We start from the raw sequence: 24,838 nt of genomic DNA, 5'->3' as shown, positions 1-24,838 counted from the left end.
GATGGCCAACCCTCTCTACGACCGGCTGTTCGGCGCCCATGCGGGCAAGAGCACCCCCTTTCTGCAGCTGGCTGACGGGCGGAGCCTCAGCCACGCGGAGTTTCTGGCGATAGCCAGCCGCTTCGCCCATGCACTGGTCGCTGCCGGGTTGGAACCGGGTGACAGGCTGGCTGTGCAGATCGAGAAGAGCCCCGAGGCGCTGGCACTCTATGCCGCCGCGGTTCAGGCTGGCGTGATCTTCCTACCGCTGAACACCGGCTACACGGCGGATGAAGTCAGCTACTTCGTCGAGAACAGCGGCGCGAAGCTGTTGGTCTGCGATCCGGCACGCGCTGAGGCGCTGGGGCCTGTCGCGAACGGGGCGGGCGCGACCCTGCTCACGCTAGGCGCGGACGGGGCCGGCAGCTTTGCCGACAACGCTGCAGGCCTGCCAGAGGCGTTCGACACCATCGCCCGTGTCGAGGGTGATCTCGCTGCTTTTCTCTACACCTCCGGCACCACGGGCCGCTCGAAGGGGGCGATGCTGACCCAGGCGAACCTTCTCTCGAACTGCCTCACGCTGGCCGAAGAATGGCGCTTCACGGCGGAGGATGTGCTGCTACATGCTCTCCCGATCTTCCACACTCACGGGCTCTTCGTTGCGACCAACGTCACACTTGCGGCTGGCGGGGCGATGATCTTCCTGCCGAAGTTCGACCTCGACGTGATCCTCGAACAGATGCCGCGCGCGACGACGATGATGGGAGTGCCAACCTTCTACACCCGCCTGCTCAGTGATACGCGCTTCTCCGCCGAGGCTGCTGCGCATATGCGGCTCTTCATCTCCGGCTCCGCCCCGCTGCTGGCCGAAACCCACCGCCAGTTCGAGGGGCGGACCGGACAGCGCATCCTCGAGCGATACGGGATGACTGAGACCAATATGAACACGTCCAACCCCTACGACGGCGAGCGCCGTGCCGGGACCGTTGGCTTCCCCCTTCCGGGCGTCGAACTCAAAATCACCGATCCGGGCAACGGCGCAGAGCTCCCGCAGGGTGAGATTGGCCAGATTGAGGTGCGCGGACCGAACGTGTTCACGGGCTACTGGGAGATGCCGGAGAAGACCGCAGCGGAGCTGCGGGAAAATGGTTTCTTCATCACCGGTGACCTCGGAATGGTTGATAGTGACGGCTACGTTTCAATCGTCGGGCGCGGGAAGGATCTGATCATCTCCGGCGGTTACAACATCTACCCCAAGGAGATCGAAACGCTGCTGGATGATCAGCCGGGTGTGCTCGAGAGCGCCGTGATCGGCGTGCCGCACGCCGACTTTGGCGAGACAGTCCTTGCCGTTCTGGTACCCGAGCCGGGCACCGGCCCAGACATCGACGCCATCGAAGCCGAGGTGAGCACAAAGCTCGCCCGTTTCAAGCATCCGCGCAGGATGGTGGTGGCAGAAAGCCTGCCACGCAACACGATGGGCAAGGTCCAGAAGAATTTGCTGCGCGACACCTACAAGGATGCCTTCGCCGAGAGCTGAGCTGGGTCAGCTGGCACCGTTCGGCTTATTGATGTGCGCGCGAAGCGCACGCTCGCCCCGGGCAGCATCCAGCGCCAGCGCGGCCTCGGCGATTTCTTCGTGATCGGCGGCGCTGCGCTGCAACCTCTGCTCTAACGCTCCTGTCTCCGTCAGGCGCAAATAGGCGTGGATGCGGAAGCGGCGGGTCTTGTCATAGAGGTCGCGGATCAAGTCGATCAGTGCAGGTGAGCCTGCGTTGGTGATGAGGCTCATGTGGAAGGCCCTGTTTCGGTCATCCCAGTTTCGGACCGCTTGTGATGGGTTCTCGAGCATCGCAGCCTCGGCCTCCTTCAGCAGAAAGTGACTACTGACGATGCCCGCCCGCCACTCCGGCGAGTGCCTTTCTACCGACCAACGAAACGCAAGCGATTCGAGCTCGGCGCGAAGGCGGGTGTTGTCGAGCAGGGCTTCGGTTGTCATGTCCGACACGAAGAAACCGCGTTGCTCGACCGCGTCCACATAGCCCTCGCCGCAGAGCTGGGAGAGCGCCTCTCGGGCAGACGCGGCGCTGATTTGATAGGTCTCCCGGACCCATGTGACCTTGAGTTTTTGGCCCGGTGAAAGGCGGCCCGCAGAGATGTCATCGCGTAAAGCATCCGTCGCCGAGTGGATCACCCCGCCGCTCTCTCGCTCCGCCCCCGAACTCTCCGGATTCATTTCGCCTTGCAACTCCAAAAATATCCGATATTGTCCATTAACATCGATAATAAGCAGGTCTAACTGACAATGTATCGAACGATCGTCATCGGCTCAAGTGGCGAAATCGGCCGTGCCGTAGTGCAGGCTGCACTCGTCCGTGGTGACAAGGTGTTCGGATTGGATCTGGCGCCCAGCGACCTGCCTGGGGCAGTTGGCACCGCCGCCGTGGACATTCAAAGCGAGGCTAATGTGGAGAACGCCTTCGCTGCCGCAATCCAGCGCTTGGGCGGGCTCGATGTGGTGGTCAACTGCGCAGGCCTGATGACGCGTGGCGCCTTGCTTGAAACCAGCGAAGCCGACTTTCTGCGCACGATTGACACCAACCTTGGCGGGGCGTTCCGCGTGACCCGAGCCGCTGCGCGCGCGATGCAGGCCGAGGGCGCTGGTGCCATCGTGCATATCTCTTCGATTCACGCCTTGCGTGGCGCTCCCAACCGCGTGGCCTACGCCGCCTCCAAAGGTGGCATCTCGGGCTTCATCCATGCGGTGGCTGGCGAGCTTGGCCCAGAGGGCATTACCATAAACGCAGTGGCCCCCGGCCCGACCGGGCGTGGCATGGGGTCAGCCCCGCATGACCGCGCCCGCGCGCTTGAGCGCACGCCCTTGCGCCGCGCTGCCCTTGCCGAGGAGGTCGCTGGCGCGGCCATGTTCCTCAGCTCAAACGCCGGGCGGTTCATCACGGGCCACGTGCTTCCGGTCGACGGCGGCGCAAGCGCTACATTCTTTGCCGCATCGCACCTTGCGGGCGCGCACAAGATGCCCTTGGGTGCCGAAGTGGCGCCAAAGGCGCAGGAGAATTCTGTCATGGAGGAGACAAACCAATGAACGCATTCCTGAAATCGACCACGCTGGGCCTCGCCCTCGCGGGGCTCGCGGCCGTCGCGGCAGGCGCCGAGACCCGTATCACTTACAAGTCGGCCAAAACCGGCTCGTCCTACTATCAGATGGGTGTCGAGCTGGCCGAGGCTCTGAAGGCAGGCACCGATGGCGAAGTCATCATGACCATCGAAGAGAGCCAGGGCTCGGTGCAGAACGTGATGGAAGTACGCGCCCGCGGCGCCGACTACGTATTTACCACCCCGCCCGCGCTTGCCACCTCCGCCGCTGCGGGGACCGGTCCGTTCGAGGGAAAGGGCGACCCCAAGTTCTCCGAGATCCGCGCGCTCTTTCCGATCCCCTCTCTGACGATGCACTTCGTCATGTCTGCCGAGACCGGCGCTAGCGCGCTGGCGGATATGGAGGGCCACTCGGTGCTGCTGGGCAAGGGCTCTTTCGGCGCCACCGAGGGCGACAAGTACATCGAGATCTTCGGGCTGACCGGCAAGGTCGAGATCGCTGATGCCGAGCTTTCCAACGCGGTCGCCGCGCTGAAGAACGGACAGATCGATGGTTTCGTGACCGCAGGTTCCTGGCCTGCGCCCAATGTGATCGAGGCAGCGGCCTCTACCCCTGTCACCGTGCTGAACATGTCGGAAGAAGAAATCGCACAGACCGGTCGAACCGCCATCACCATTCCGGCAGGCACCTATGCCGGACAGACCGAGGACATCAACACCACCTCGCTGCCGGTCGTCGCTTTCACCACCACGGCTATGAGTGATGACACCGCCTACCTGCTCACCAAGACCTTCTGGGAGAGCAAGGCGGAGATGGCTGGCATGGCCCCGTGGTGGGATGGCGTGAGCACCGAGTTGCTGGGGGAGGTGAGCGGCACCTTCCACCCGGGCGCGGCCCGCTACTATGAAGAGCAAGGCATCGCCCTGCCGTCCGGCGACATGTAAGTCCTACTGCGAGGCTGGGGCTCACAGAAGTGGGCGTCCGGCCTCGCACTTGCGCCCCAGCTCTCTCTCGCCGTGAAAGACCCGAACATGGATACCGTCGCCTCGCCCCGGCCTGCCGGGAGCCCTTGGCTTGCGCTGGCCACTCGTTTCAGCGCCCCCTTCTGGCTCGCCCTTGCCGCCTTGGTTGTGATTTATCACATCGGGCTGGTCTTTTACGGGCTCGCGCCCAACCTCGTTAGCCGCCCTGTGCATATGGCGCTGATCCTACCCTTCGTGCTTGTTCTCGGTGCAGCCTCGCCAGGCCAGAAGGCCAGTGGCGCAGTGTTGGCGGCGATCGGCTCAGGCGCTGCGCTTTGGGTTGCTTGGAACTACAACCTGCTGGCCGATCAATACGGTTTCTTGGAAAGCACATGGCAGGTGGTCATTGCCGTGACCCTGCTGGCTGTGGTGATCGAAGCCGCGCGACGCGCCATTGGTTGGCCCCTCCCGCTTGTGGCCACCCTTGCCCTGCTCTACGGCCTCTTCGGCCAACACATACCTGGCCAGTTCGGGCATTCGGGAATTCCACTTGCGAGCTTCCTCGGCACTCTGACCATTGCAGAAGGCGGGATCTGGGGTTCGCTCACCGGGGTTTCGGTTGGCGTTGTCTCGATTTTCGTGATCTTTGGCGCCGTGCTCAACGCTGGCGAAGCCGGACAAGGCTTCATGAACGTGGCCTCCGCTGCCGCCGGGCGTTTGAAGGGCGGGGCGGCGAAAGTCTCCGTGATATCCTCCGCACTCTTTGGCTCCATCTCCGGTTCGGCCTCGGCCAACGTGGCCTCGACCGGCGCCGTCACCCTGCCCGCAATGGAAAAGCTGGGTTATCCCAAGCGGCTTGCTGCCGCCGTTGAGGCTGTTGCCTCCTCGGGAGGCCAGATCATGCCGCCGCTGATGGGCGCGGGTGCTTTCGTGATGGTCGAACTCACTGGCACCCCCTACACCTCCATCATGGCCGCTGCGATCCTGCCGGCGATCCTGTTTTTCGTGGCAGTCTGGGTAGGGATTGATGCCTACGCCCGCCACACCGAATTGAAGAGCGTCGCCCGTGAAGACCGGCCAGCCGGGCGGGACGTGCTGATCACCTCGCTTTTCTTCCTTGTGCCTTTCACCACGCTGCTGACGGCGATGTTCGCGGCGGGCTACACGCCTGAATATTCGGCTGCCCTCGCGGTGTTCGCTGGCGCTGCACTGCTCTTCATCAATGGCAAGCTTCAGGTGAACCGGGCGCAAGTCATCGAGAGGTTTGGCTCGGCGATCCTCAATGCGGCGCGTCAGGTCTCGATGATCGCGGCCATCATCCTTTGTGCGTCCATCATCATCGGCGTGCTGTCGATCACCGGGCTGGGGGTTAAGCTGACCTCTCTGATCCTCGAAGGCTCAGGCGGTATGCTCTGGCCCTCGCTGCTGCTGACGGCTCTTGCCTGCCTGCTGCTCGGGATGGAGGTGCCGACAACGGCGGCCTATGTGATCTGCGTCTCGGTGGCAGGGCCCGCACTGACCCAACTGGGGTTGGAGCCGCTTCAGGCGCATCTCTTCGTCTTCTGGTTCGCGCTGCTCTCAACGATCACCCCGCCTGTCTGCGGGGCGGTGTTCATTGCAGCCGGGATGATCGGGGAGAACTGGCTGAAGGTGGCAATCACGGCGATGGCACTCGGGGTCGGCCTCTACATCATCCCGCTGGGGATGATCGCCAATCCGGCAATCCTGACCCTTGCCGAAACCCCGGTGATGGCCCTGCTGGCATTTGCGCAGATCGCGGTCGGTCTCGCGCTTATCTCCTTTGGCTTGATCGGGATGCGGAAGGTGGTGCCAACTGCGCTCCTCATCGGTGCCGGCGGCGCGGTGATCTTCGGGCCGGGACTTCTGTGAGAGAGATGCCGGGTCAGGCTGCCACTCAATAGGCTGTCAGCCCGGCGTTCGCATTCAGCAGGAACTGCGACGTGATCGGTGCGCTCGCCGCGCCGATGCCCCGGGCCGCCGACCCGATGCTTCCGGTTTCGATGCGCGGCTCGATTAGGCCGCGGGTGTCCTGATTGACGAGGTAGCGCCGCACCCGGCCCACTAGGTCGGTGCGTACCTCGGGCGGAAAGGCTCCGTCGATGACTATGGCCTCAAAATCGATCACCGAGCAGATCGAGAGCGATGCCTTGGCCAGTTCCTGCGCGGTTTGCGCCAACCAAGGGTCGACGTAGCGAGAGAGCATCGTCCAGTCTTGCGGCTGCTGCCACAGCAGGCGCGGATCCACCCCCGCTTCACTCAGGCGCCCTTCGAGCAGATGGATCGAAGCCACATCTATCAGGTGTTGGGACTCGCCCAATGGTCCGGTGGTGCGCATGGAGCCCAAGGCACCCGCATTTCCCTGATTTCCGGCGAAGACGGTGTTGTTCAGCACGACGCCACCGCCAATGAATGAGCTGACGAAGAAGAATGCGTAATCTCTGAATTCCTTGCCGCGCCCGTAGAGGTGCTCGGCATGGCAAGCAGCGGTGCCGTCATTCAGCACGAAAACCGGCAAGGGGCTGAACTTTGCGACCTCGGCAGCAAAGTCCACGTCCTTCCATGAACGGAACTTCTCGGCCATGTCGCCGGTGAGGTCATGCCATTTCCACAGTTCGAAAGGCGCAGCGATGCCGATGCCGGAGAGTCGCCCCTGTTCCTCTACCGTGAGGTGTTCGAGAAACTGTGCCACGCCACGCTGTAAGAGCCCGAAGATCGCCTCAGGGAACGGGTAATCGTAATGCTCCTGAATTTGCTGGCGCACAGCACCATCAAAACCGGTGAGCACGAGGTCGGCACTGCGACGACCGATCTTGAAGCCGATGGCCAGAACCCCATCGGGGTTGAGGCGCATCGGGATCGACGGCTTGCCCACCTTCCCCCGGCTCGGGTCACCCCGCATGATGATGCCGTCTTTCTCAAGCCGCCGGAGGATGATCGACACCGTCTGCGGCGAAAGATTGACCAGCCGGGCAATATCACTGCCGGCCATAGCGCCACGGCGCTGGAGCACAGAGAGCAGGAGGCGTTCGTTGTAGTCACGAACACCCGCTTGGTTGACGCCACCGCTCAACCCCTTGATCTCGCTCCCGTCCATCACATTGGCCATACGAAACTTCTCTCGCTTGCGGAAGTAGGCCCGGCCCCGGTTAATAAATCAAGTTTATTTATTTATTGACAGCCCCTGCGGAATCACGGTTTCTTGGGCCTCAACCTCAGGCGGTGCGCCGTTCTGGGGGGATCATGGGAGATCCAAGTCAGTCATCATTTCCCAGGGAGGAAAACATGAAGAAACTCGTCGCAACCACGGCGCTCGCCCTCTGTGCAACGGCCGGAACCGCCATGGCGCAAGACATTGGCGCGTGCCTGATCACCAAAACCGATACCAACCCGTTTTTCGTGAAGATGCGCGAAGGCGCCGAGGCCAAGGCCGCCGAGCTCGGCGTGACGCTCAACAGCTACGCGGGCAAGATCGACGGCGACCACGAAACGCAAGTGGCGGCTATCGAGACCTGCATCGCCAACGGCGCCAAGGGCATCCTGCTCACCGCCTCCGACACCAGCTCCATCGTCCCCGCCGTGCAGCAGGCCCGTGACGCCGGCCTCGTGGTGATTGCACTCGACACGCCGCTGGAGCCGATCGACGCCGCCGACATGACCTTCGCCACCGACAACTTTCTTGCCGGCGAGCTGATCGGCCAGTGGGCCGCCGCGACCCTCGGTGACGAGGCTGCCAACGCCAAGATCGCCATGCTCGACCTCGCCGTCAGCCAGCCTTCCGTTGGCGTGCTGCGCGACCAGGGCTTCCTGCAGGGCTTCGGCATCGACCTCGGTGACCCGAACAAGTGGGGCGACGAGGAAGACCCGCGCATCGTCGGCAATGACGTCACTCAGGGCAACGAAGAGGGCGGCCGCCGGGCGATGGAAAACCTTCTGGCCACCGACCCCGAGATCAACGTGGTCTACACGATCAATGAACCCGCCGCTGCCGGTGCCTACGAAGCGCTCAAGGCCATTGGCCGCGAGAATGACGTGCTGATCGTCTCGGTCGACGGCGGCTGCCCCGGTGTGCAGAACGTGAAGGACGGCGTTATCGGCGCGACCTCGCAGCAGTATCCGCTGCTCATGGCCTCCAAGGGCATCGAGGCGATCGTGGCCTGGGCGAACGACGGCACCAAGCCCGAAAACACCCCCGGCAAGGACTTCTTCGATACCGGCGTTGCGCTGGTCACCGACAAGCCCGCCGAGGGCGTCGAGAGCATCGACACCGCCGAGGGCAACGAGCTTTGCTGGGGCTGACCCGGCCGACAGCCAATTGAACCACGAACAGGGCGGGCCTCTCCGCCCTGTTCAAACCGGCAGGCGAAGGAGCCTGCCTCCCGGGGGGACACATGTCACAATCCGATAACTACGAGGCCTCTGCCTCCAGCGCTCCCAGTGAAGTCGCGTCATTCGACGGGCACGGCAAGAGCTTGGTCGACCGCTTCCAGCATCTGCTGCACACCACGCCCGCGCTGGTACCGCTCATCGTGCTGGTGATCTCGATCATCGTCTTCGGCATCACGCTGGGCAGCCGCTTTTTCTCGCCCTTCGCGCTGACGCTGATCCTGCAACAGGTGCAGATCGTGGGTATCGTCGCCGCGGCACAGAGCCTCGTGATCCTGACAGCGGGCATCGACCTGAGCGTCGGCGCCATCGCGGTGATCTCCTCGGTCATCATGGGCCAGTTCACCTTTCGCTACGGCCTGCCGGTGAGCGTCTCCATCTTCTGTGGCCTCACGGTTGGCACCGCCATCGGCGCGCTGAACGGATGGCTGGTTGCGCGGGTCAAGCTGCCGCCCTTCATCGTGACGCTGGGCATGTGGCAGATCGTGCTTGCGGCCAACTTCCTCTATTCGGCCAACGAGACTATCCGCAGCCAAGATATTGCCGAACAGGCTCCGCTGCTCCAGCTCATGGGCGCCAAGTTCAGCGTCGGTGGCGCGGTCTTCACCTTCGGCGTGGTCTTCATGCTGGTGCTGGTGCTGATCCTCGCCTACGTCCTGCGCCACACCGCCTGGGGCCGCCATGTCTACGCCGTGGGCGACGATCCGGAGGCCGCAGAGCTCTCGGGCGTCAACGTAAAGGGCGTGCTGATCTCGGTCTACGCGCTCGCCGGCCTCATCTGCGCCTTCGCAGGTTGGGCGCTGATCGGGCGGATTGGCTCGGTCTCGCCGACCTCGGGCCAGCTTCTGAACATCGAGAGCATCACCGCCGTCGTGATCGGGGGCATCTCGCTCTTCGGCGGACGCGGCTCGATCCTCGGCACCTTCTTCGGCGCGCTGATCGTGGGGGTCTTCACACTCGGCCTGCGCCTCGCCGGGGCCGATGCGCAATGGACCTACCTCCTCATCGGCACTCTCATCATCGCGGCTGTGGCCGTCGACCAGTGGATCAGAAAGGTGGCAGCCTGATGGAACCCATTCTCAAGGGCCGCGGCCTGACCAAGCGCTACGGCCGCGTCACAGCGCTCGACAATTGCGACTTCGATCTGATGCCGGGCGAGATCCTCGCCGTCATCGGAGACAACGGGGCTGGCAAGAGCTCTCTGATCAAGGCGGTGTCGGGGGCAGTGACCCCCGATGCGGGTACGGTGACGCTAGAGGGAAAAGAGGTGCACTTCTCATCACCCATCGACGCGCGGGAGGCGGGGATCGAAACCGTCTATCAGACCCTCGCTATGTCGCCCGCGCTCTCCATCGCCGACAACATGTTTATGGGCCGCGAACTGCGCCGCCCCGGCTGGCGTGGCAGGTTCCTGCGCCAACTCGACCGCCCGAAGATGGAAAAGGTCGCCCGCGAGAAGCTCACCGAGCTGGGGCTTATGACGATCCAGAACATCAATCAGGCGGTCGAAACGCTTTCCGGTGGCCAGCGCCAAGGCGTTGCCGTGGCCCGTGCGGCCGCCTTCGGCTCCAAGGTCATCATCCTCGATGAGCCCACCGCCGCACTCGGGGTCAAGGAGAGCCGCCGCGTTCTGGAGCTGATCCAAGACGTTAAGTCGCGCGGCATCCCGATCATCCTGATCAGCCACAACATGCCGCATGTCTTTGAGGTCGCCGACCGCATTCACGTGCACCGGCTGGGCCGGAGGCTCTGCGTGATCGATCCGCGCGACTACACCATGTCGGACGCGGTTGCCTTCATGACCGGCGCAAAAGAGGCGCCCGCCGAGGCGGCATGACGCGCGTGCTCCACGCCCTGCCCGATTTGGCGGAGGCCGTTATGGCGGCCCCTCCTGCCGGGCGTCGCAGAGTCGTGGCGTTGGCCGGGGCGCCGGCGAGCGGGAAATCTACTCTGGCTGAAACGCTTTGCGCTGCGCTAAAGGAAAGGGAACACAGTGCTCAGGTGGTGCCGATGGACGGCTTCCACCTGCACAACCCAATCCTCATGGAGCGAGGACTGCTGGCCCGGAAAGGCGCGCCGGAGACGTTCGACGCCATGGGCTTCCTGCATCTCTCCGGGCGGTTGGGTCAAGAGCGGGAGGTCGCCTTTCCGCTCTTCGACCGGGCGCGAGACATTGCCATTGCCGGTGCCGGAATTGTGGATGAAGACTGCCAGACGGTGATCGTCGAAGGCAACTACCTGCTCTTCGATGCGCCGGTATGGCGCGACCTCCGCCCGCTCTGGGATCTAGCCGTGCTGATCGATGTCAGCATCGAAACCCTGCGCGCGCGGTTGGTCGAGCGCTGGCTGGCGCACGGGCTCTCGCAGGCCGAGGCCACCGCCCGCGCCGAAGGCAACGACCTCGCCAATGCCGAGCGGGTGAACGGCGCCCTGCTGGCGGCCGATCTGCGCTGGACGGGGAACGCCTGAGCTTGGCGGGACCGCGCGAAGCGCCGTCCCACCTTGCCTCAGGTCAGCCCCTCAACGTCATACTCCGGCTGCGTCTTCGCCCCGGTGATGTAGGAGACAACCTCTTCCCCCGTTACATCGCCGCCGGTGATATCGATGTTTGCGCAGATGCGCCCACGGCGAAACACCACGATTCGGTCACAGGTATCCATCACCTGCCGCATGTTGTGGCTGATCAGGATGAGCGGCTCGCCGGCTTCCTTCAGCGTGCGGATGATATTTTCGACCTGCGCAGTCTCCTGAACGCCGAGCGCAGCTGTCGGCTCGTCCATGATCGTCAGCTTGGAGTGAAAGGTCGCGGTTCGGGCAATCGCCACGCACTGCCTCTGCCCGCCCGACATGTTCTGAATCGTGTTGCGGATGTTCGGGATCTTCACCGCCGTCTTTTCGAGCGCCGCAATCGTGTCCTGCCGCATGGCCTTGTAGTCCAAAAAGCGGAATGGTCCGAGCCAGTTCCATTTGGTCTTCTCGCGGCCCAAAAAAAGGTTGTCGGCCACGTCGAGATCATCGGCGAGAGCGAGGGTCTGAAAGACCGCCTCGATCCCGGCTTCACGAGCCTCCAGTGGGCCTGCAAAGTGAACCGGCTGGCCGTCGAAGTAAATGTCACCGCGCGTGCGCTGTTCCACCCCGGTGATCTGGCGGACAAAGGTGCTCTTGCCTGCACCGTTGTCACCCATGATCGCCACGTGTTCGCCCTTGCGAAGGGTGAAGTTCGCGTCTTCAAGCGCGTGAACCCCACCGTAATGCTTGGTCAGGCCACGGGTCTCGAGGATCACCTCGCCAAGGGCACCGCTTGGATGCGCGTGATCGGCGCTGTGGATATCGGTTTGCATGTCGCTCATCTTACCTCTCCTCAGCCCATTTTCGCGCCGCGCTGCTGGCGCCATTTGTCGAGCACCACGGCGCCGACGATGATCATGCCCATGGCCATCAGCTGGTAGTAGGCATCGAGTTTTACATAGGTGAAGCCGGACTGGATGACGCCGAAGACCATGGCACCCAGCACCGTGCCCGGGATCGAGCCGCGCCCGCCGGTTAGGCTCACCCCGCCGATCACCGCCATGGCAATGGCGTAGAGCTCGTAGAACTGGCCCATACCCGCCTGCGCGGTGAGGTTCTTGGACGACAGCACCACGGCGGCAAAGGCGGCGAGCATCGCGGCGATCATATACACGAGCACCTTGTGGCGCTTCACGTTGATGCCCGACATCCGCGCGGCATCCTCGTTGGAGCCGATCGCATAGGTGCGCTTGCCGTAGAGCGTGTAGCGCAGCAGCACATGAAACAGCACCGCGAGCGCGAGAAACCAGAAGACCGGCATCATGCCCGAGCCCAGCGCGGCAAATCCCTCGGTCGGGAAGCTCACGGGCTGGCCCTCAGTCCACCAGCGAGAGATACCGCGTGCGAAGAGGAACATGCCGAGGGTCGCGATGAAGGGCGGGATGCCGGTGTAGGCGATGAGCGAGCCATTTATGGCCCCGATCAGCGCCCCGAAGGCCAAGCCCACGAGGACCGGAACGATCACTGGCAGATCCATCGCCCAGAGGCCGAACACCGCCTTAGGGTTGGGGTTTCCATTGACCAGCTCGGTCTGTGCGAATGACATCACGATCATCGCCGCCGCGCCCACCAAAGGGCCTGCGGAAAGATCGATGCCGCCGGAAATGATCACTTGTGTCGACCCCAGTGCGATGATCCCGATAATCGCCACCTGGAGGATTACGATCTTGAGCCGCGCCTCGTTGAAGATGGAGTCGAAGCGGCCCGAGGTATCAAACAGAAAGCTCTGGCCCTGCATGTATGGCAGGATCTGACCGAGAGCCTCGAACACGCCGATGATGAGGATCAGCGCGATGAAAATGTTGATTTCATTCGGCCAAGCGCGTTTGGACTTGTCGTAGATTAGCCCGCCTGTGCCCTGGGTTGTGTCTGCCATGGTCCTTGTCCCCTGAACGGTTGGCGCCGTGCCCGGCTGGAGTGCCGTCGGAGCGGCGCACGTAACGCCGCTCCGCAGTCTATCGCCATGAGAGGCGATCAGTTCTTGGAGGTGTAGTCAGCCATGTTGTCAGGCGTCACCAACTCGAAGGGGATGTAGACTTTCTGGTCCACGTCCTCGCCCTTGGAGAGCTTCAGCGCCGCATCCAGCGCACCGCCACCCTGACCGGCCGCGTTCTGGAACACGGTCACATCGAGGTCACCTGCCGCCATGGCTGCAAGGGCATCCTGCGTGGCGTCGATGCCGCCGACCACGACATCATCCATCGAGATGCCCGCCGCTTTCATGGCTTGGATGGCGCCGATGGCCATTTCGTCGTTGTTGGCGATGACGGCGTGGAACTCTTCACCGGAGGAGAGCCAGTTGGTCATCAGGTTTTGGGCCTGATCGCGCGACCAGTTGGCAGTCTGACGGTCGATCTCCTGAATCTCGACCTTGCAGTTCCCGGCGGCGATCACGTCGTCGATGTCTTGCGTACGCTGCACGGCGGCCTGGTTGGAGAGCTCGCCCATCATCACGTAGATCTTGGCAGGGTCGGTGCCCTGCTCGGCGAGGATGTCGCAGATCTCGATGGTCTCGAGCGTACCAGATTCTTCCTCGTTGGAGGCCACGAAGGCCTGATTGTCGGGCAGCGTATCCACGTTGATCGGCTGGCGGTTCACATATACCAGCGGAACACCGGCGGCCTCGGCAGCCGCCGTCATGGCCTCGGTGGCAGACGTGTCGACCGGGTTGACGATGATCGCATCGACGCCGGAGGCCACGAAGTTGTTGATCTGGTCGAGCTGGCGCGCCACGTCGTTCTGCGCATCCTCGATCTGCACCTCTACACCGTCCATTGCGTCGGCCTGCTCCTGAATGCCGTTTCGAAGGACAGTTAGAAAGTTGTCGTCGAAGAGCGCCATCGAAACGCCGATGGTCTCGGCCATGGCGCTGGTCGACAGAAGCGAGGCCACGCCCGCTGCGATGAAAGTCTTTTTCATTGGTTTCCTCCCAATTCGGGTGTCCGGCTCACCCGTCCTTGCTGCCGGATGCCCCATAAGGGCGACGACCCTCACCTCACGCGGCCTCTTCCGCGAGCTGCGAGGAAATGAACTCGAAAGAGGCGCGCAACGCTGCCTCCGGATCACCCAAGGCATGAACTTCGGGTGAGAAGCATTCGTAAGACACCGGGCCATCGTAGCCTGCCGCCAGAAGCGCACGCAGTTGCTCGATGTTGCCCAACCGGTCCGCCGCATCCACCAGAACACGGTGCTCATCTTCCATGTTCTCGATGCCCAGCGCCGGGTCGATGACACCGGAGATATGCACGATGCCCGTCCGATCAGGGTAGATCGGACCACCCTCCGCCAAAGCGTGATGGAACGTATCATGCACGATCCTGAACTGCGCAGCAGCATCGAGCGCGTCGATGGTCTCTATCAGTTCGGTCTTGGAGCGGAGCGAGGAACGCGGAAAGCCGAGAGGCTCGACCAGTGCCACAAGGTCCGCATCAACCAGCATTGGCTGGATTTCCTTCAGCGCGATCCGCAGGTTGGCATGGCGCTCACCATTGCCGGTTTGGGTGCCATCGTTGCGGGGGATGAGGCTGATGGTCTCGGCCCCGGCCTCCAGCGCAGTTGCGATGAGCGCACGCACTTCGGTGGCAATCGCGTCGGACCAGCTGTTGAAGGGATAGACTTGGCTCAGACCCACGAGGCGCAGGCCCCTTTCGCGGGCCATCGCTCCGGCAGAGGCCGGGTCGGCGCCGTCGAACAGTGGCCGCTCGATATCGTTCCTGACCTCGACGCCGATGCAGCCGAGGTTAGCGGCCAGATCAAGCAGTTCGACATAGGTGAGCCGCGGCACGGTCATGTGATTGATCGCTGTCTGCATCTAACGCTCCTCCATCGGCCTCATGCCAAAGCACGAGGCGACCTCCGAGGCATGTTCTGCGCCTGTGTATGCGAGTCGGTCAATCTTGCGACGGCAAGATTTCCTCATGCATGACGTCATTCACCCTCACGGGAATGACGTTAATCCATCATCACAGCAGTTCCGGCAGAATGATCTCCGGGGTGAGGAACTTTTGCTCGACGGCGGTCGATCCGGCCTCTGACCGGGAGCGGAGGGACAGGGCGACCAATTCGCGGCACAGTGCTTCGAGCGGGGTGGCGATCACCATCTGAACGTAGCCCTCCAGAAGCCCGGCGCGACTGTCTGCTGTCAGCTCGTTGACAACGAGCCCGACCTTGCCTGGAGGGCGGGTCTCGCGCAGCGCGGCGATGGCGCCCTCCATCCCGCCGCCCGCCACGTAGATGCCACGCAAATCCTGCTGCCGCTCCAGCAGGTTCAGTGTGGCCTCGTAAGTCAGCTGCCGGGTCTCGAGGTTGACGAGCGTTTCCTTGACCGATGAGGCAGGCGCGCCTTCCCGCATATAGGCCCGGAACCCGACCTCCCGCAGGTCGTGCCCATGCCACCGGTTGCCGCCGACGAAGATGGCATAACTGCCCGGCGCCGCGCCGCGCGTGAGCATCCAGGCCGCTTGCCGCCCAACTTTTATGTTGTTCAAACCAATATAGTTTCTGCGAATGCCTTGCGCGAAATCGTTCAGCAGCGAGAAGGTCGGAACACCGTTCTGGGCCAGATCCTGCACCACCTTGTCCAACGACTGGTGATTCACCGCCACAGCCCCGACAGCATCAACCCGCGCGCCCACCTCTGCCAGGAGGCTGGCAAACTCTTCAGGGGACTGAGACTGCGCATAGCGCACCACCAACCGCCCGCGAATGTCAGTACGCTCCTCAAGCGCCTGCTCCATCGTGGCCTGAAACGCCCGGTAGAAGGGTTGCTTTTCCTTGATGAGGATCAGGCCAATCTTGTGATCAGGGACGGAAGCGACGAGGCGCTGATCGATCAACCCGCGCGCGTGATAGCCCACACGGCGGGCGGCCTCAGCGATCTTGCGCAGGGTCTCATCGCGCACCTTGCTACGCCCGTTGAGCGCTCTGTCCACCGTGGCCGGGCTGACTCCCGCCTCGCGCGCCACATCCCTGATGGTCGGCCGGTTCGCCATGATATCCTCCCTCCGATAAACGGATGAGGCATTTCAGCATGAATGATGCGTTTTCGGCAAGGCGCGAGATTGAGGCCAGCAGCGCCGCGTCAGACTTCGATCATCACCCGACCAGCTTCGACCTTCACCGAATAGGTGTTGAGGTTGACGCAAGCAGGCGCACGCAGGGCCTCGCCCGTCCGATAATCGAAGGTCGCATTATGCTTTGGGCATTCGATCTCGTATTCCATCACCAGCCCGTCTTCGAGGTGCACCTTCTCATGAGTGCAGAGCCCATCGGTGCAGTAAAAGGCCCCGTCCGGCGCGTGGTAGATGGCAAAGGTCTTTCCGTCATGGTCGAAGCGGATCAGGTCCTCTTCGTCGATCTCATCGGTTGCGCAAGCGTCGATCCAGGCCATGTGTCAGGCTCCTCCCGGTCGGTGTTTTCGGAAATGTCAGGGTCTATTCGGCGGCCGCGCCCAGCGCGGAGGCATGAAAATCCTCCCGATAAGGCTTGGCAGAGGCGGGTAGTTCGCGCTTGAGGAAGAAGTCCTCATAGGCCAGCTGGCGCTTCAGCACAGGCCACATCTCGGCATAGGCCGCCCAGATCGAAGGGTTGGGCGCGGGCAGGTCATGCTTGATCGCCTCGTGCAATTCCGGCAGCCGGTGATAGGGCACCATGGGGAACATGTGATGCTCGACGTGATAGTTCATGTTCCAGTAGATGAACCGGCTGATCGGATTGATGTAAACGGTGCGGCTGTTGAGCCGGTGGTCGGTCACATTGTCGGCAAGGCCACCATGCTGCATCAGCCCGGTCATGATGTGGTGCCATGCGCCATAGAGCCGGGGCAAGCCAATCACCATCAGCGGCAGCAGGGACCAGCTGAATACGGCGAGAAGGATCGTTGCGGCATAGATCGCAGTCCATATCCGTGCCACGCGAATGGCCTTTGGCTGTTCACTCTCGGGGATGTAATCGGCCTCCTCCGGGTGAATGCGCCCGGAGGCGTTGTAGAGCATCCGGCCCCAGCCGTGCCATGCGTCGATGATGCCAAAGAAGTTGAGAAAGATCCGGAACAACGCGGGCGGACGCATCACGGCGATCTCGGGATCGCGGCCAACGATGATGGTATCGGTGTGGTGCCGCGCGTGCGACCACCGCCAGCTCACCGGATTGCGGATCATGCAAAAGCAGGCGACCTGATAGAGCCAGTCGTTGTATTGCCGGGTCTTGAAGGCGGTGCCGTGTGAGCACTCGTGCCAGCGAGAATCCATCGCCGAGCCATAGAGCACCCCATAGGCGAGCCAAAAGGGGGCCGACCACCATGAAGGCCAGAGCACGATGCCGATGCCCGCAAAGAGCACCATGCAGCCGAAAAGGATGAATGTATCGCGGATCGCAGGCTGATCGGCCCGCTGCATCAGCGCTTTCATCTCTTTGCGGGGAATGTCGGTGTGATACCACTCTGCCGCCGCAAGGCCGCTCTCGACAGCGCGTTTGGCATCGGGTCCGAGCAGTGAGTAATCGCGCGCCATATGGTCCTCCCAGAGCCAGTGTTGAGGGAGACGATAACTGAAGGAAGGCTGAGTTAGCGAAGATTCTCGTTCCTTTTCGCATCAGAATGCATCAGCATCGGCGGTAAAAACTGAGGTCATTACATCAGGAGCTTTGCTTGGGACAGCGCCCGACCATCCGCGATCTGGCCCGCGCTGCCGGGGTTGGGACCGCCACGGCGGACCGGGCCCTGCACGGGCGCGGTAATGTATCGGACAGGATGCGGCAAAGGATCGCCGAGGCCGCGGAGCGCATTGGCTACCGCCTCCCGTCGGACACTACGGCGCCTTCGGCCCCGTCACGGAGGATCAACCTCGGTTTCGTTCTGCACAAACCGTCGCAGAGTTTCTACCAGCGGTTCGCGGCGGAGATCGAAGCGGCCTGTGCGGCCCATCCAGCTGCAAGCATCACACCGCACATCGAGTACTCCGCCTCGCAATCGCCTGATGATTTCTGCGGCGCGATCACCCGCGTCGCCCAGAATACACAAGCCGTCGCGGCCACGGCTATCAACCATCCGTCCCTCTCACGGTTGGTGACCGAACTTCAGGCGCAGGGCACGCCGATCTACGCGCTGCTAAACGATTTTGGCGGCCGCGCCGGAGCGGGCTACTTCGGACTAGACAACATGAAGGTCGGGCGCATCGCGGGCTGGATGATGTCTGTGCGACTTCAAAGGCCCGGCCGGGTTGGCATCTTCGTCGGTGGCACGCGATGGCACGGTCACTCCCTGCGGGAAACCGGCTTTCGCAATGCATTGCACGAGTACGCCCCGCAGATCGCGATTGCCGACACAGTGGTGAACCTCGAAACACGGCAGGTGACCTATGAAGCGACGCTCGATCTGCTATCTCGTCACAGCGACCTTGCCGGTCTCTACGTGGCGGGAGGCGGCATGGAGGGGGCCATCGCCGCCCTGCGAGAGGTTCGACCACCGAACAAGGTGGCGCTGATTGTCAACGAATTGACCCCCGAAAGCCAGAATGCACTTGCCGACCGCTACGCCCTGATGTGCGTTGCAACTCCACTGAAAGAGCTCTGCGCTGCCTTGGTCAACAGGATGGCGCAGGCTCCAGATCTTGAGGTATCGTCGTCAACGCTCTTCGAGCCCAACCTGCTCTTGCCCGAGTCCTTCTGACGTTGTCCCGCCTAGGCGGGAACGACCGTATCTCCGCCGCCAACCTGCACCACCTCCAGACCGGTCTCGAAGAGGTCACTCAAGACAGCGCCGGTCATCTTCAACTGGCGCGGCCCGGTGGTAACGATCTTGCCATCTTTCATGGCAATGATCCGGTCGGCATATCGGGCGGCAGCGGGCAGATCATGCATGACGATGATGATGCTGCGCTGGCCCTCACCGGGGCGCGACATGCCGTGCAGCCGTTCCATCAGGTCACGCACATGGCGCGGGTCGAGGGCTGCGAGGGGTTCATCGAGCAGGAGCCAAGGAGTTTCCTGCGCCCAGGCCATGGCGACAAAGGCGCGCTGGCGCTGGCCACCAGAGAGGCTGTCGATCTGGCGGGATGCGAGGCTTTCGAGGTCGAACTGCGAGAGCGCCTGCGCAATCACCTCACGGTCGCGAGCCGTGGGGCGGCCCTTGTGGTAGGTCCAGCGGCCGAAGCTCACGAGATCTTCGACGGTCAATCGCGCCGTTACGCGGTCAGACTGCATGAGCAACGCCACGAGGCGCGCCCGCTCTTCTGGCGGGATGCGCGCCACATCGCGGCCTTCCACCTCCACCTGCCCTGTAGTGGAGGGCAGAAGCCCGGCGATGGCGTGTAGAAGCGTCGACTTTCCAGCGCCGTTTGGCCCGATCAGTGCGGTGATGCCGCCATGCCCGAAGCGCAGCGACAGGTCGGTGAGCACGGGCTTGGTGCCGCGCGTGACAGTAAGGTTGGCGATGCGGATCATCTGGCTGACCTTCGGAGGAGGAGGAACAAAAAGAGCAGGCCGCCCAAAAACTCGACCACGACCGATAGCGAAGATTGCAGGCCGAGGAGGCGCTCGAACATGAATTGGCCAGCCACGAGGATGGCCGCGCCGATCAGGGCCGCAGCGGGGATCAACACCGCGTGCCGCCACGTGCCGCAGAACCGATAGGCGAGGCTCGCCGCGATCAGGCCCAGAAAGGTCACCGGACCGACGAGCGCGGTGGAGAGCGCCACAAGGAGCGCAACCAGGCTTAGCCCGGCCAGCACCACCTTGTCATGATCCAGCCCGATGCCCCGCGCCGTCTGCCGCCCAAGACCTGCCGCATCGAGCGACGGCGCCAACCAAAGGGCTGCCCCGAGCGCGAGGATGAGAGTAATCCCGGCGATAGTAAGCACCTGCGAATTGACTGCGGTGAAACTGGCGATGCTCGCCTGCTGGACGATGGCAAACTCAGACGGGTCGAGCAGCCGCTGGGCAAAACTGGTCAGCCCCCGGAGAAAGATGCCGAGAATCACCCCCGTGAGCACCATTCTTAGAATGTCTCCTGCGCCGCGCCTGAGCAGGAGCGTGAACAGCGCGAGGCTGACCGCCACCAGACAGGCCGCCTCCGCGAGGAACTGAAGTAGCGGTGGAATGGCGGCCTGCACCGCGCCACCGAAGAGCAAAACCAACGCCGTCTGGATGAAGACGAAGAGCGCGTCGAAGCCGACGATCCCTGGGGTCAGCAGCCGGTTTTCCGTCAAGGTCTGAAAAATCACCGTGGCAGCCCCGATGGCCGCGCCGACCACCACGAGCGAGGCAAGTTTGCCTACCCGCAGGGTCAGGATGAACTCCACCGGTGCCTTCAAATTCCACGCAAGGAAAAGGGCCGCGAGGCCTGTCAGCATCAGTGCCAGGGGGATGAGGCGGCGGCGTTCAGGCATGGGCGCGTCGCGGAGCGGCATTGAGCAGCCACAGAAACAGGCCCGCGCCGAAGACGGCAAAGATCGTACCGGCCGGAATTTCGTAGGGCCATCGGATCAGGCGGCCGAGAATATCGCACGCCAGAACCGCACTTGCCCCGAGCCATGCGGTAAGCGGCAGGTTGCGGCGCAGGTTATCGCCGCGGAGCCGCGAGATGATGTTGGGCACCACAAGCCCTACAAAGGGGATGGCCCCAACCGTGACGACAACGGCAGCTGTGATGATGGCCACCAGCAACAGCCCGGCCAGCAGGGTTTGCCGGTAGTTTAGCCCGAGGCTGCGGGCCGCGTCTTCGCCCAGTCCCAGCAGGGTAATGCGGTCTGCGGCCAGGTAGAGCAGAGGAGCTAAAACGGCGACGATCCAGAGCAGTTCGTAGCGGCCCGCCAGCACGCCCGAGAACTCGCCCGACATCCACGTGCCGAGATACTGCACAAGGTCGGTTGTCCAGGCGACCCACAGCGCTGCCGCTCCCAGAATTCCGCCGTAGATCAGCCCCACAAGTGGAAGAAGCACAGGGTCGCGCCGGGGCACGTGGCGGGCCAAGACCATGAAGCAGAGAGTTCCAACGAGTGCCGCAGCGGCTGCCACGCTCATCTTGACCATCATTGATGCGCCCGGCGCGATCAGGGTGACCGCAAGCAGCCCGAGCATGGCCGCCTCAGGCGTGCCGACTAGCCCCGGCTCCACCAGCCGGTTCTGCACCGCCATCTGCACGACCACCCCGGCCAGCGCCAACCCGGCTCCGGCCAACAAGGCGGCAAGAGTGCGCGGCAGGCGGCTGACGGCGATCAGCAGGCCGCCATCGACATCACCCGAAAAGAGGCTCGCCGCCCCGATCAGCACCGAGGCGCAGATCAGGGCGGCGAGGATCAGTCCGGCGGTCAGCCAGAGCGTGACCGGTTTCAATTGCTGGCTGCGGCGCCTTCCAGCGCCTCGGTGACTTCACCAATCGTCCCAAGCATCGAGTCGATGCCGCCGCCCGCAATGTAGAGGCGCGCGCTCTCGAGATAGACGATTTGCCCGTTCTGGCCTGCCGTGGTGCCGGCGATCAGAGGCGTGTCCAGCACAGCGCTGGCCGCCTCGCCCTCTTGGCCAATGGCGGCGCCACGGTCGATCACTAGGATCCAATCCGGGTTCACCTCGGCAACAAATTCGAAGGACACTGCCTCGCCGTGGGTTTCCGCAGTCAGCTCGGGGTAGGCTTCAGGCAGTCCGAGCGTGCTATGCAGCCAACCGAAACGGCTGTCATCGCCATAGGCAGAAATCTTTCCACCATTCACCAGCAGGATCAGGGCGTCACCTTTGCCTTCTGCCGCAGCTTTTGCTCCCTCGACGGCCGCATCGAGCTCACCGACAAGCTCAGCGGCCTCGTCTTCCTTGGCAAACAGCTTGCCGTAGGCTTCCAGCCGCGCACGACCCTGGCCCACGACATCTTCCCAGATCGTCATGTCGACGGTCGGAGCGATCTGTGAAAGCGGCTCCACCTGCGCCTGTGACCGGCCGCCAGCGACAATCAGGTCCGGGCCAAGGCTCGCGATGGCCTCGAAATCGGGCTCAAACAGGCTGCCAACCGGCTGAGCCGAGGCAAACACATCGGCCAGGTAGGCCGGCGGGGTGAACTGCGGCACTGCGGCAATGGCAACGCCCAAGGCGGAGAGCGAGTCGATTGCGGCGATATCGAGTACAACCACCTTCTCAGGCGCCTGCGGAACACTGACCGGGCCTGCATAGGTCTCGATTTCGACGGTTTGCGCAGCCAGCGCGGCGGGGGTCAGAGCCAGTGCAGCCAATGTGGCGAGGCGATTCATCGGGGTCTCCTGGAGTTCGGAATCGGGCTGGACAATCCCGATGGATTTCATCAGGATTATTTCCGACAGAAAAACTCAGAGACAAGCAAGATGCAAGAGCAACTCCACGACACCGGCAGATTTGCCACCCAAAGCGCAAGCAAGTACCTGCAACAGCTCTGCAAACACTTCGGCCACAAGATCGACGTTCGCTACGATGCAAGTTCGGGCGAATGTGCCCTGCCTGTCGGCCCCGCCAAGCTGCGCGCCGAAGATGATGCGCTCGTGGTCGAGGTGACCGCACCAAGCGAAGAGGGGCTAACCCGCGCGCGCGCCGTGATCGACAACCACCTCGTGCGTTTTGCCTTCCGCGAAAACTTCGAAACGATGGATTGGGAAGGGCTCGCCGCCGCTTCCTGATCCATAAAGGCGGAGCCAATTCCGCCGACACTCAAAAAGCCAGCCTCCGGCGCCTCCCGGCGTGTTCCGTGCCAGCTCAAGAAACCACCACGAACCCCGGGACACCCGACTATGAAAACGACCATGAAGGCCGCCCTGCTGGCCTCTTCTTCCATTCTGGCCGCCAGCATCGCCGCCGCGCAGGATGTGATCGACCTTGAAGCTATCCGCGTTGAATCCGACGCCGCGCAAGACACCCTCGGCAACGTCGAAATTTCTGCCGAAGAGATCGAAGAGCGGAACGCCGCAAGCACCGATGAGCTCTTTGCCGGGCAATCCGAAATCCTCGCAACCGGCGGCTCGGTGATTGCGCAAAAGGTTCTGGTCCACGGCCTCGAAGAGAGCAACCTCGCCGTCACCATCGATGGCGCTCGGCAGAACAAGGGTGCCTTCCACCACACCGGCAACGTGCCGATTGATCCCTTCCTGCTGAAGAGCGTGAAGGTCAGCTCCGGCCTTGCCCCAGCCGATGCTGGCCCCGGCGCCCTCGCCGGCATCCTCGCCTACGAAACCAAAGATGCCCGGGACCTACTCGAGCCTGGCCAGACCATTGGCGGCTTCACCGGCCTGACCTTCGGCTCCAACGGTGGCACCTTCCGTCGATCGGCGGCGCTATACGGTGCCCAAAGCGGCTTCGAGTATCTGCTCGCCTATTCCCGCCAAACAGGCGACGACTACGAGAATGGTGATGGTGATGTGATCGGCGGAACCGAGCCCGACCTTACCGACTATTTTGCCAAGGTCGCCTACACCACAGATGCTGGCAAGCGCTTCGAGTTCTCCGCCGAGCAGATCTCCGATCAGGGTCTGCGGCCCTTCCAAGGCGGCTTCCCGCGCCCGGACTTTGAGGATGTGCCGGGCCGTGGCACCACCTACCTCGTGGCGGTGACGGAGCGCACCAGCTACAGCTTCACCTATACCGATGAGAACCCGCAGGGCATCTGGGCTCCGACTATCCAGCTTGCCTGGAACGAGCAGCTTGTCGATGCCGAGAGCGCACAGGGCCGCAACCGCAGCCTTTCGGGCAAGGCGGAGAACAGGTTTGCGCTAGGCAGCGGCGTGCTGACCGCGGGCGTGGACTTCTTCCACGAGACCGCCACCAACACCGGCACGGCAGCTGATGCAGGTGAAGAAGAGCTTTCCAACATCGGCCTTTATGCCCAGATGCGGCAGGACGTGAGCAACCGCGTGTCGCTCTCCTACGGCGTGCGCCTCGACAGCCAGACCTACACCGGCGCCACCGGTGAGGAGTGGTCGTCTTCGGGCGTCAGCGTGAATGCGGCAGCAGACGTGCTACTGACCGACCGGCTCACTCTGAACGTCGGCGCAGCGTCGGTGTGGGGCGGCTACGAACTGAACGAGGCGGCCTTGATCGGTCTGCGCTCGGCCCCGGTGTACGGTGACCAGATCACCAGCCGGTCCACCAACTTCCGCATCGGCTTGCGCTACGAGCAGGGTCCGTGGCAGGCGGGCTTTGCCCTGTTCCACACCAACATCAAGGACGCCAACGATCCCTTCACCACCACGGGGGAAGCGGCGGCCTATGATGTGACCTCGCAGGGCTTTGACGCCAAGCTGCGGTACACTGGCACTCAGGGCTACATCGAGGGCAACTGGACCTATGCCGACGTGCAGATTGATGAAGGCCCCGTTTCGACAACGTCTTACTACGTGGGTCGCCCCGTGGGCCATATCATCGGCCTCTCCGGCGCGTGGGACGTGAACGAGCAGTGGACCCTTGGCGGCACCGCCGAGATCGCGCTGGAAGTCGATGAAGTGCCTGCGGGTTATGCGCCGCTCGACAGCTACGAGGTCGTGAACCTCTGGGCCAAATGGACTCCTCCCAGCTACGATAACCTCACCGTCCGCTTCGACGTGAAGAACGTGTTCGACACGACCTATTCCGGGCGCGGCAACGATGGTGTCGGCTTCTCCGCCGTGGAACCGATCACCGAGCCGGGCCGGACGTTCCTGATCTCGGCGAACATGAAGTTCTGACCTGATCTGCAGAAAATTCCCGAAGGCGGCACGCTCGCCTTCGGGACGCTGCGCAAACGCGTATACCTCAGGTAGGAAGCTTGTACACCCGGCACCAAAACGGCCGGCCTTAACCGACTGTTAACCAAGCTTCTGCATATCCT

At 63.0% G+C, this 24,838-nt stretch carries 24 protein-coding genes; 11 read left to right on the top strand and 13 right to left on the bottom strand.

Features of this window, described 5'->3' with window-relative positions; genetic code table 11:
* Position 1: 1 nt before the first annotated feature.
* Positions 2 to 1,519, top strand: a complete 1,518-nt coding sequence (locus tag ACUXVX_RS04760; RefSeq protein WP_446310595.1) for a malonate--CoA ligase — start codon at positions 2 to 4, stop codon at positions 1,517 to 1,519.
* Positions 1,520 to 1,525: 6 nt separating this feature from the next.
* Here ACUXVX_RS04760 and ACUXVX_RS04755 read toward each other — a convergent pair whose 3' ends face one another.
* Positions 1,526 to 2,173, bottom strand: a complete 648-nt coding sequence (locus ACUXVX_RS04755) for a GntR family transcriptional regulator (protein WP_446310594.1) — start codon at positions 2,171 to 2,173, stop codon at positions 1,526 to 1,528.
* Positions 2,174 to 2,284: 111 nt separating this feature from the next.
* Between ACUXVX_RS04755 and ACUXVX_RS04750 the strand changes: the two genes are divergently transcribed.
* The 3 genes from ACUXVX_RS04750 to ACUXVX_RS04740 all read left to right on the top strand — a co-directional run bounded on the left by ACUXVX_RS04750 (position 2,285) and on the right by ACUXVX_RS04740 (position 5,946).
* Complete coding sequence (locus ACUXVX_RS04750; protein WP_446310593.1) at positions 2,285 to 3,082, top strand: SDR family NAD(P)-dependent oxidoreductase; 798 nt, start codon at positions 2,285 to 2,287, stop codon at positions 3,080 to 3,082.
* A complete protein-coding gene (locus tag ACUXVX_RS04745; RefSeq protein WP_446310592.1) occupies positions 3,079 to 4,038 on the top strand; it encodes a TAXI family TRAP transporter solute-binding subunit in 960 nt (319 codons plus the stop codon). Before ACUXVX_RS04750 ends, ACUXVX_RS04745 begins: the two co-directional genes overlap by 4 nt.
* Before the next feature lie 72 nt (positions 4,039 to 4,110).
* Positions 4,111 to 5,946, top strand: coding sequence for a TRAP transporter permease (locus tag ACUXVX_RS04740; protein ID WP_446310591.1), 1,836 nt, complete (start codon positions 4,111 to 4,113; stop codon positions 5,944 to 5,946).
* A 25-nt stretch (positions 5,947 to 5,971) separates the two neighbouring features.
* Here the strand turns inward: ACUXVX_RS04740 and ACUXVX_RS04735 are convergent, their stop codons facing one another.
* Positions 5,972 to 7,171, bottom strand: coding sequence for an ROK family transcriptional regulator (locus ACUXVX_RS04735; RefSeq protein ID WP_446311507.1), 1,200 nt, complete (start codon positions 7,169 to 7,171; stop codon positions 5,972 to 5,974).
* A gap of 188 nt (positions 7,172 to 7,359) precedes the next feature.
* Here ACUXVX_RS04735 and ACUXVX_RS04730 point away from each other — a divergent pair, with 188 nt between their 5' ends.
* The 4 genes from ACUXVX_RS04730 to ACUXVX_RS04715 all read left to right on the top strand — a co-directional run bounded on the left by ACUXVX_RS04730 (position 7,360) and on the right by ACUXVX_RS04715 (position 10,929).
* Positions 7,360 to 8,373, top strand: a complete 1,014-nt coding sequence (locus ACUXVX_RS04730; protein ID WP_446310590.1) for a substrate-binding domain-containing protein — start codon at positions 7,360 to 7,362, stop codon at positions 8,371 to 8,373.
* Positions 8,374 to 8,465: 92 nt separating this feature from the next.
* A complete protein-coding gene (locus ACUXVX_RS04725; protein ID WP_446310589.1) occupies positions 8,466 to 9,527 on the top strand; it encodes an ABC transporter permease in 1,062 nt (353 codons plus the stop codon).
* Positions 9,527 to 10,297 carry an ATP-binding cassette domain-containing protein gene (locus tag ACUXVX_RS04720; protein ID WP_446310588.1) on the top strand — a complete coding sequence of 257 codons (771 nt, stop codon included), beginning with the start codon at positions 9,527 to 9,529 and terminating at the stop codon, positions 10,295 to 10,297. Before ACUXVX_RS04725 ends, ACUXVX_RS04720 begins: the two co-directional genes overlap by 1 nt.
* Entirely contained in the window at positions 10,294 to 10,929 is a 636-nt protein-coding gene (locus ACUXVX_RS04715) for a nucleoside/nucleotide kinase family protein (protein WP_446310587.1), read from the top strand. The genes ACUXVX_RS04720 and ACUXVX_RS04715 overlap by 4 nt, the downstream gene beginning before the upstream one ends.
* 38 nt (positions 10,930 to 10,967) lie before the next feature.
* Here ACUXVX_RS04715 and ACUXVX_RS04710 read toward each other — a convergent pair whose 3' ends face one another.
* The 7 genes from ACUXVX_RS04710 to ACUXVX_RS04680 all read right to left on the bottom strand — a co-directional run bounded on the left by ACUXVX_RS04710 (position 10,968) and on the right by ACUXVX_RS04680 (position 17,537).
* The gene (locus ACUXVX_RS04710) at positions 10,968 to 11,801 is read right to left on the bottom strand and encodes an ATP-binding cassette domain-containing protein (protein WP_446311506.1); all 834 of its coding nucleotides are present in this window, start codon (positions 11,799 to 11,801) and stop codon (positions 10,968 to 10,970) included.
* Between the two features lie 20 nt (positions 11,802 to 11,821).
* Complete coding sequence (locus tag ACUXVX_RS04705) at positions 11,822 to 12,904, bottom strand: ABC transporter permease (protein WP_222470652.1); 1,083 nt, start codon at positions 12,902 to 12,904, stop codon at positions 11,822 to 11,824.
* Positions 12,905 to 13,002: 98 nt separating this feature from the next.
* On the bottom strand, positions 13,003 to 13,947 hold the full coding sequence (locus tag ACUXVX_RS04700) for a sugar ABC transporter substrate-binding protein (protein ID WP_446310586.1): 945 nt from the start codon (positions 13,945 to 13,947) through the stop codon (positions 13,003 to 13,005).
* A 76-nt stretch (positions 13,948 to 14,023) separates the two neighbouring features.
* Positions 14,024 to 14,839 (bottom strand): TIM barrel protein, encoded by an 816-nt coding sequence (locus ACUXVX_RS04695; protein ID WP_446310585.1) that lies wholly within the window; start codon positions 14,837 to 14,839, stop codon positions 14,024 to 14,026.
* Positions 14,840 to 14,990: 151 nt separating this feature from the next.
* Positions 14,991 to 16,019: a LacI family DNA-binding transcriptional regulator gene (locus ACUXVX_RS04690; RefSeq protein WP_446310584.1), complete on the bottom strand. Its 1,029-nt coding sequence runs from the start codon at positions 16,017 to 16,019 to the stop codon at positions 14,991 to 14,993.
* Between the two features lie 89 nt (positions 16,020 to 16,108).
* Entirely contained in the window at positions 16,109 to 16,417 is a 309-nt protein-coding gene (locus tag ACUXVX_RS04685; protein ID WP_222495731.1) for a MocE family 2Fe-2S type ferredoxin, read from the bottom strand.
* Positions 16,418 to 16,460: 43 nt separating this feature from the next.
* Positions 16,461 to 17,537, bottom strand: a complete 1,077-nt coding sequence (locus ACUXVX_RS04680) for a fatty acid desaturase family protein (protein WP_446310583.1) — start codon at positions 17,535 to 17,537, stop codon at positions 16,461 to 16,463.
* Between the two features lie 137 nt (positions 17,538 to 17,674).
* Between ACUXVX_RS04680 and ACUXVX_RS04675 the strand changes: the two genes are divergently transcribed.
* Positions 17,675 to 18,694 (top strand): LacI family DNA-binding transcriptional regulator, encoded by a 1,020-nt coding sequence (locus ACUXVX_RS04675; protein WP_446310582.1) that lies wholly within the window; start codon positions 17,675 to 17,677, stop codon positions 18,692 to 18,694.
* Positions 18,695 to 18,705: 11 nt separating this feature from the next.
* Here ACUXVX_RS04675 and ACUXVX_RS04670 read toward each other — a convergent pair whose 3' ends face one another.
* From ACUXVX_RS04670 to ACUXVX_RS04655, 4 genes are read right to left on the bottom strand one after another with little or no spacing between them, the layout of a single operon-like run.
* Positions 18,706 to 19,467 carry an ATP-binding cassette domain-containing protein gene (locus ACUXVX_RS04670; RefSeq protein WP_446310581.1) on the bottom strand — a complete coding sequence of 254 codons (762 nt, stop codon included), beginning with the start codon at positions 19,465 to 19,467 and terminating at the stop codon, positions 18,706 to 18,708.
* Positions 19,464 to 20,411: an iron chelate uptake ABC transporter family permease subunit gene (locus ACUXVX_RS04665; RefSeq protein WP_446310580.1), complete on the bottom strand. Its 948-nt coding sequence runs from the start codon at positions 20,409 to 20,411 to the stop codon at positions 19,464 to 19,466. The genes ACUXVX_RS04670 and ACUXVX_RS04665 overlap by 4 nt, the downstream gene beginning before the upstream one ends.
* Positions 20,404 to 21,357 (bottom strand): ABC transporter permease, encoded by a 954-nt coding sequence (locus tag ACUXVX_RS04660; protein ID WP_222495736.1) that lies wholly within the window; start codon positions 21,355 to 21,357, stop codon positions 20,404 to 20,406. Before ACUXVX_RS04660 ends, ACUXVX_RS04665 begins: the two co-directional genes overlap by 8 nt.
* Complete coding sequence (locus tag ACUXVX_RS04655) at positions 21,354 to 22,259, bottom strand: siderophore ABC transporter substrate-binding protein (RefSeq protein ID WP_446311505.1); 906 nt, start codon at positions 22,257 to 22,259, stop codon at positions 21,354 to 21,356. The genes ACUXVX_RS04660 and ACUXVX_RS04655 overlap by 4 nt, the downstream gene beginning before the upstream one ends.
* 90 nt (positions 22,260 to 22,349) lie before the next feature.
* On the opposite strand from ACUXVX_RS04655, the gene ACUXVX_RS04650 reads away from it, so the two are divergent.
* Positions 22,350 to 22,658 carry a DUF2218 domain-containing protein gene (locus tag ACUXVX_RS04650; protein WP_222470661.1) on the top strand — a complete coding sequence of 103 codons (309 nt, stop codon included), beginning with the start codon at positions 22,350 to 22,352 and terminating at the stop codon, positions 22,656 to 22,658.
* A 111-nt stretch (positions 22,659 to 22,769) separates the two neighbouring features.
* Positions 22,770 to 24,695, top strand: a complete 1,926-nt coding sequence (locus ACUXVX_RS04645) for a TonB-dependent receptor domain-containing protein (RefSeq protein ID WP_446310579.1) — start codon at positions 22,770 to 22,772, stop codon at positions 24,693 to 24,695.
* The last annotated feature ends 143 nt before the right edge of the window (positions 24,696 to 24,838 follow it).

The organism is Vannielia sp. SX4 (assembly GCF_052828525.1).
Note: the sequence above shows the minus strand (reverse complement) of the source record. Positions and strands in the feature narration are given on the sequence as shown.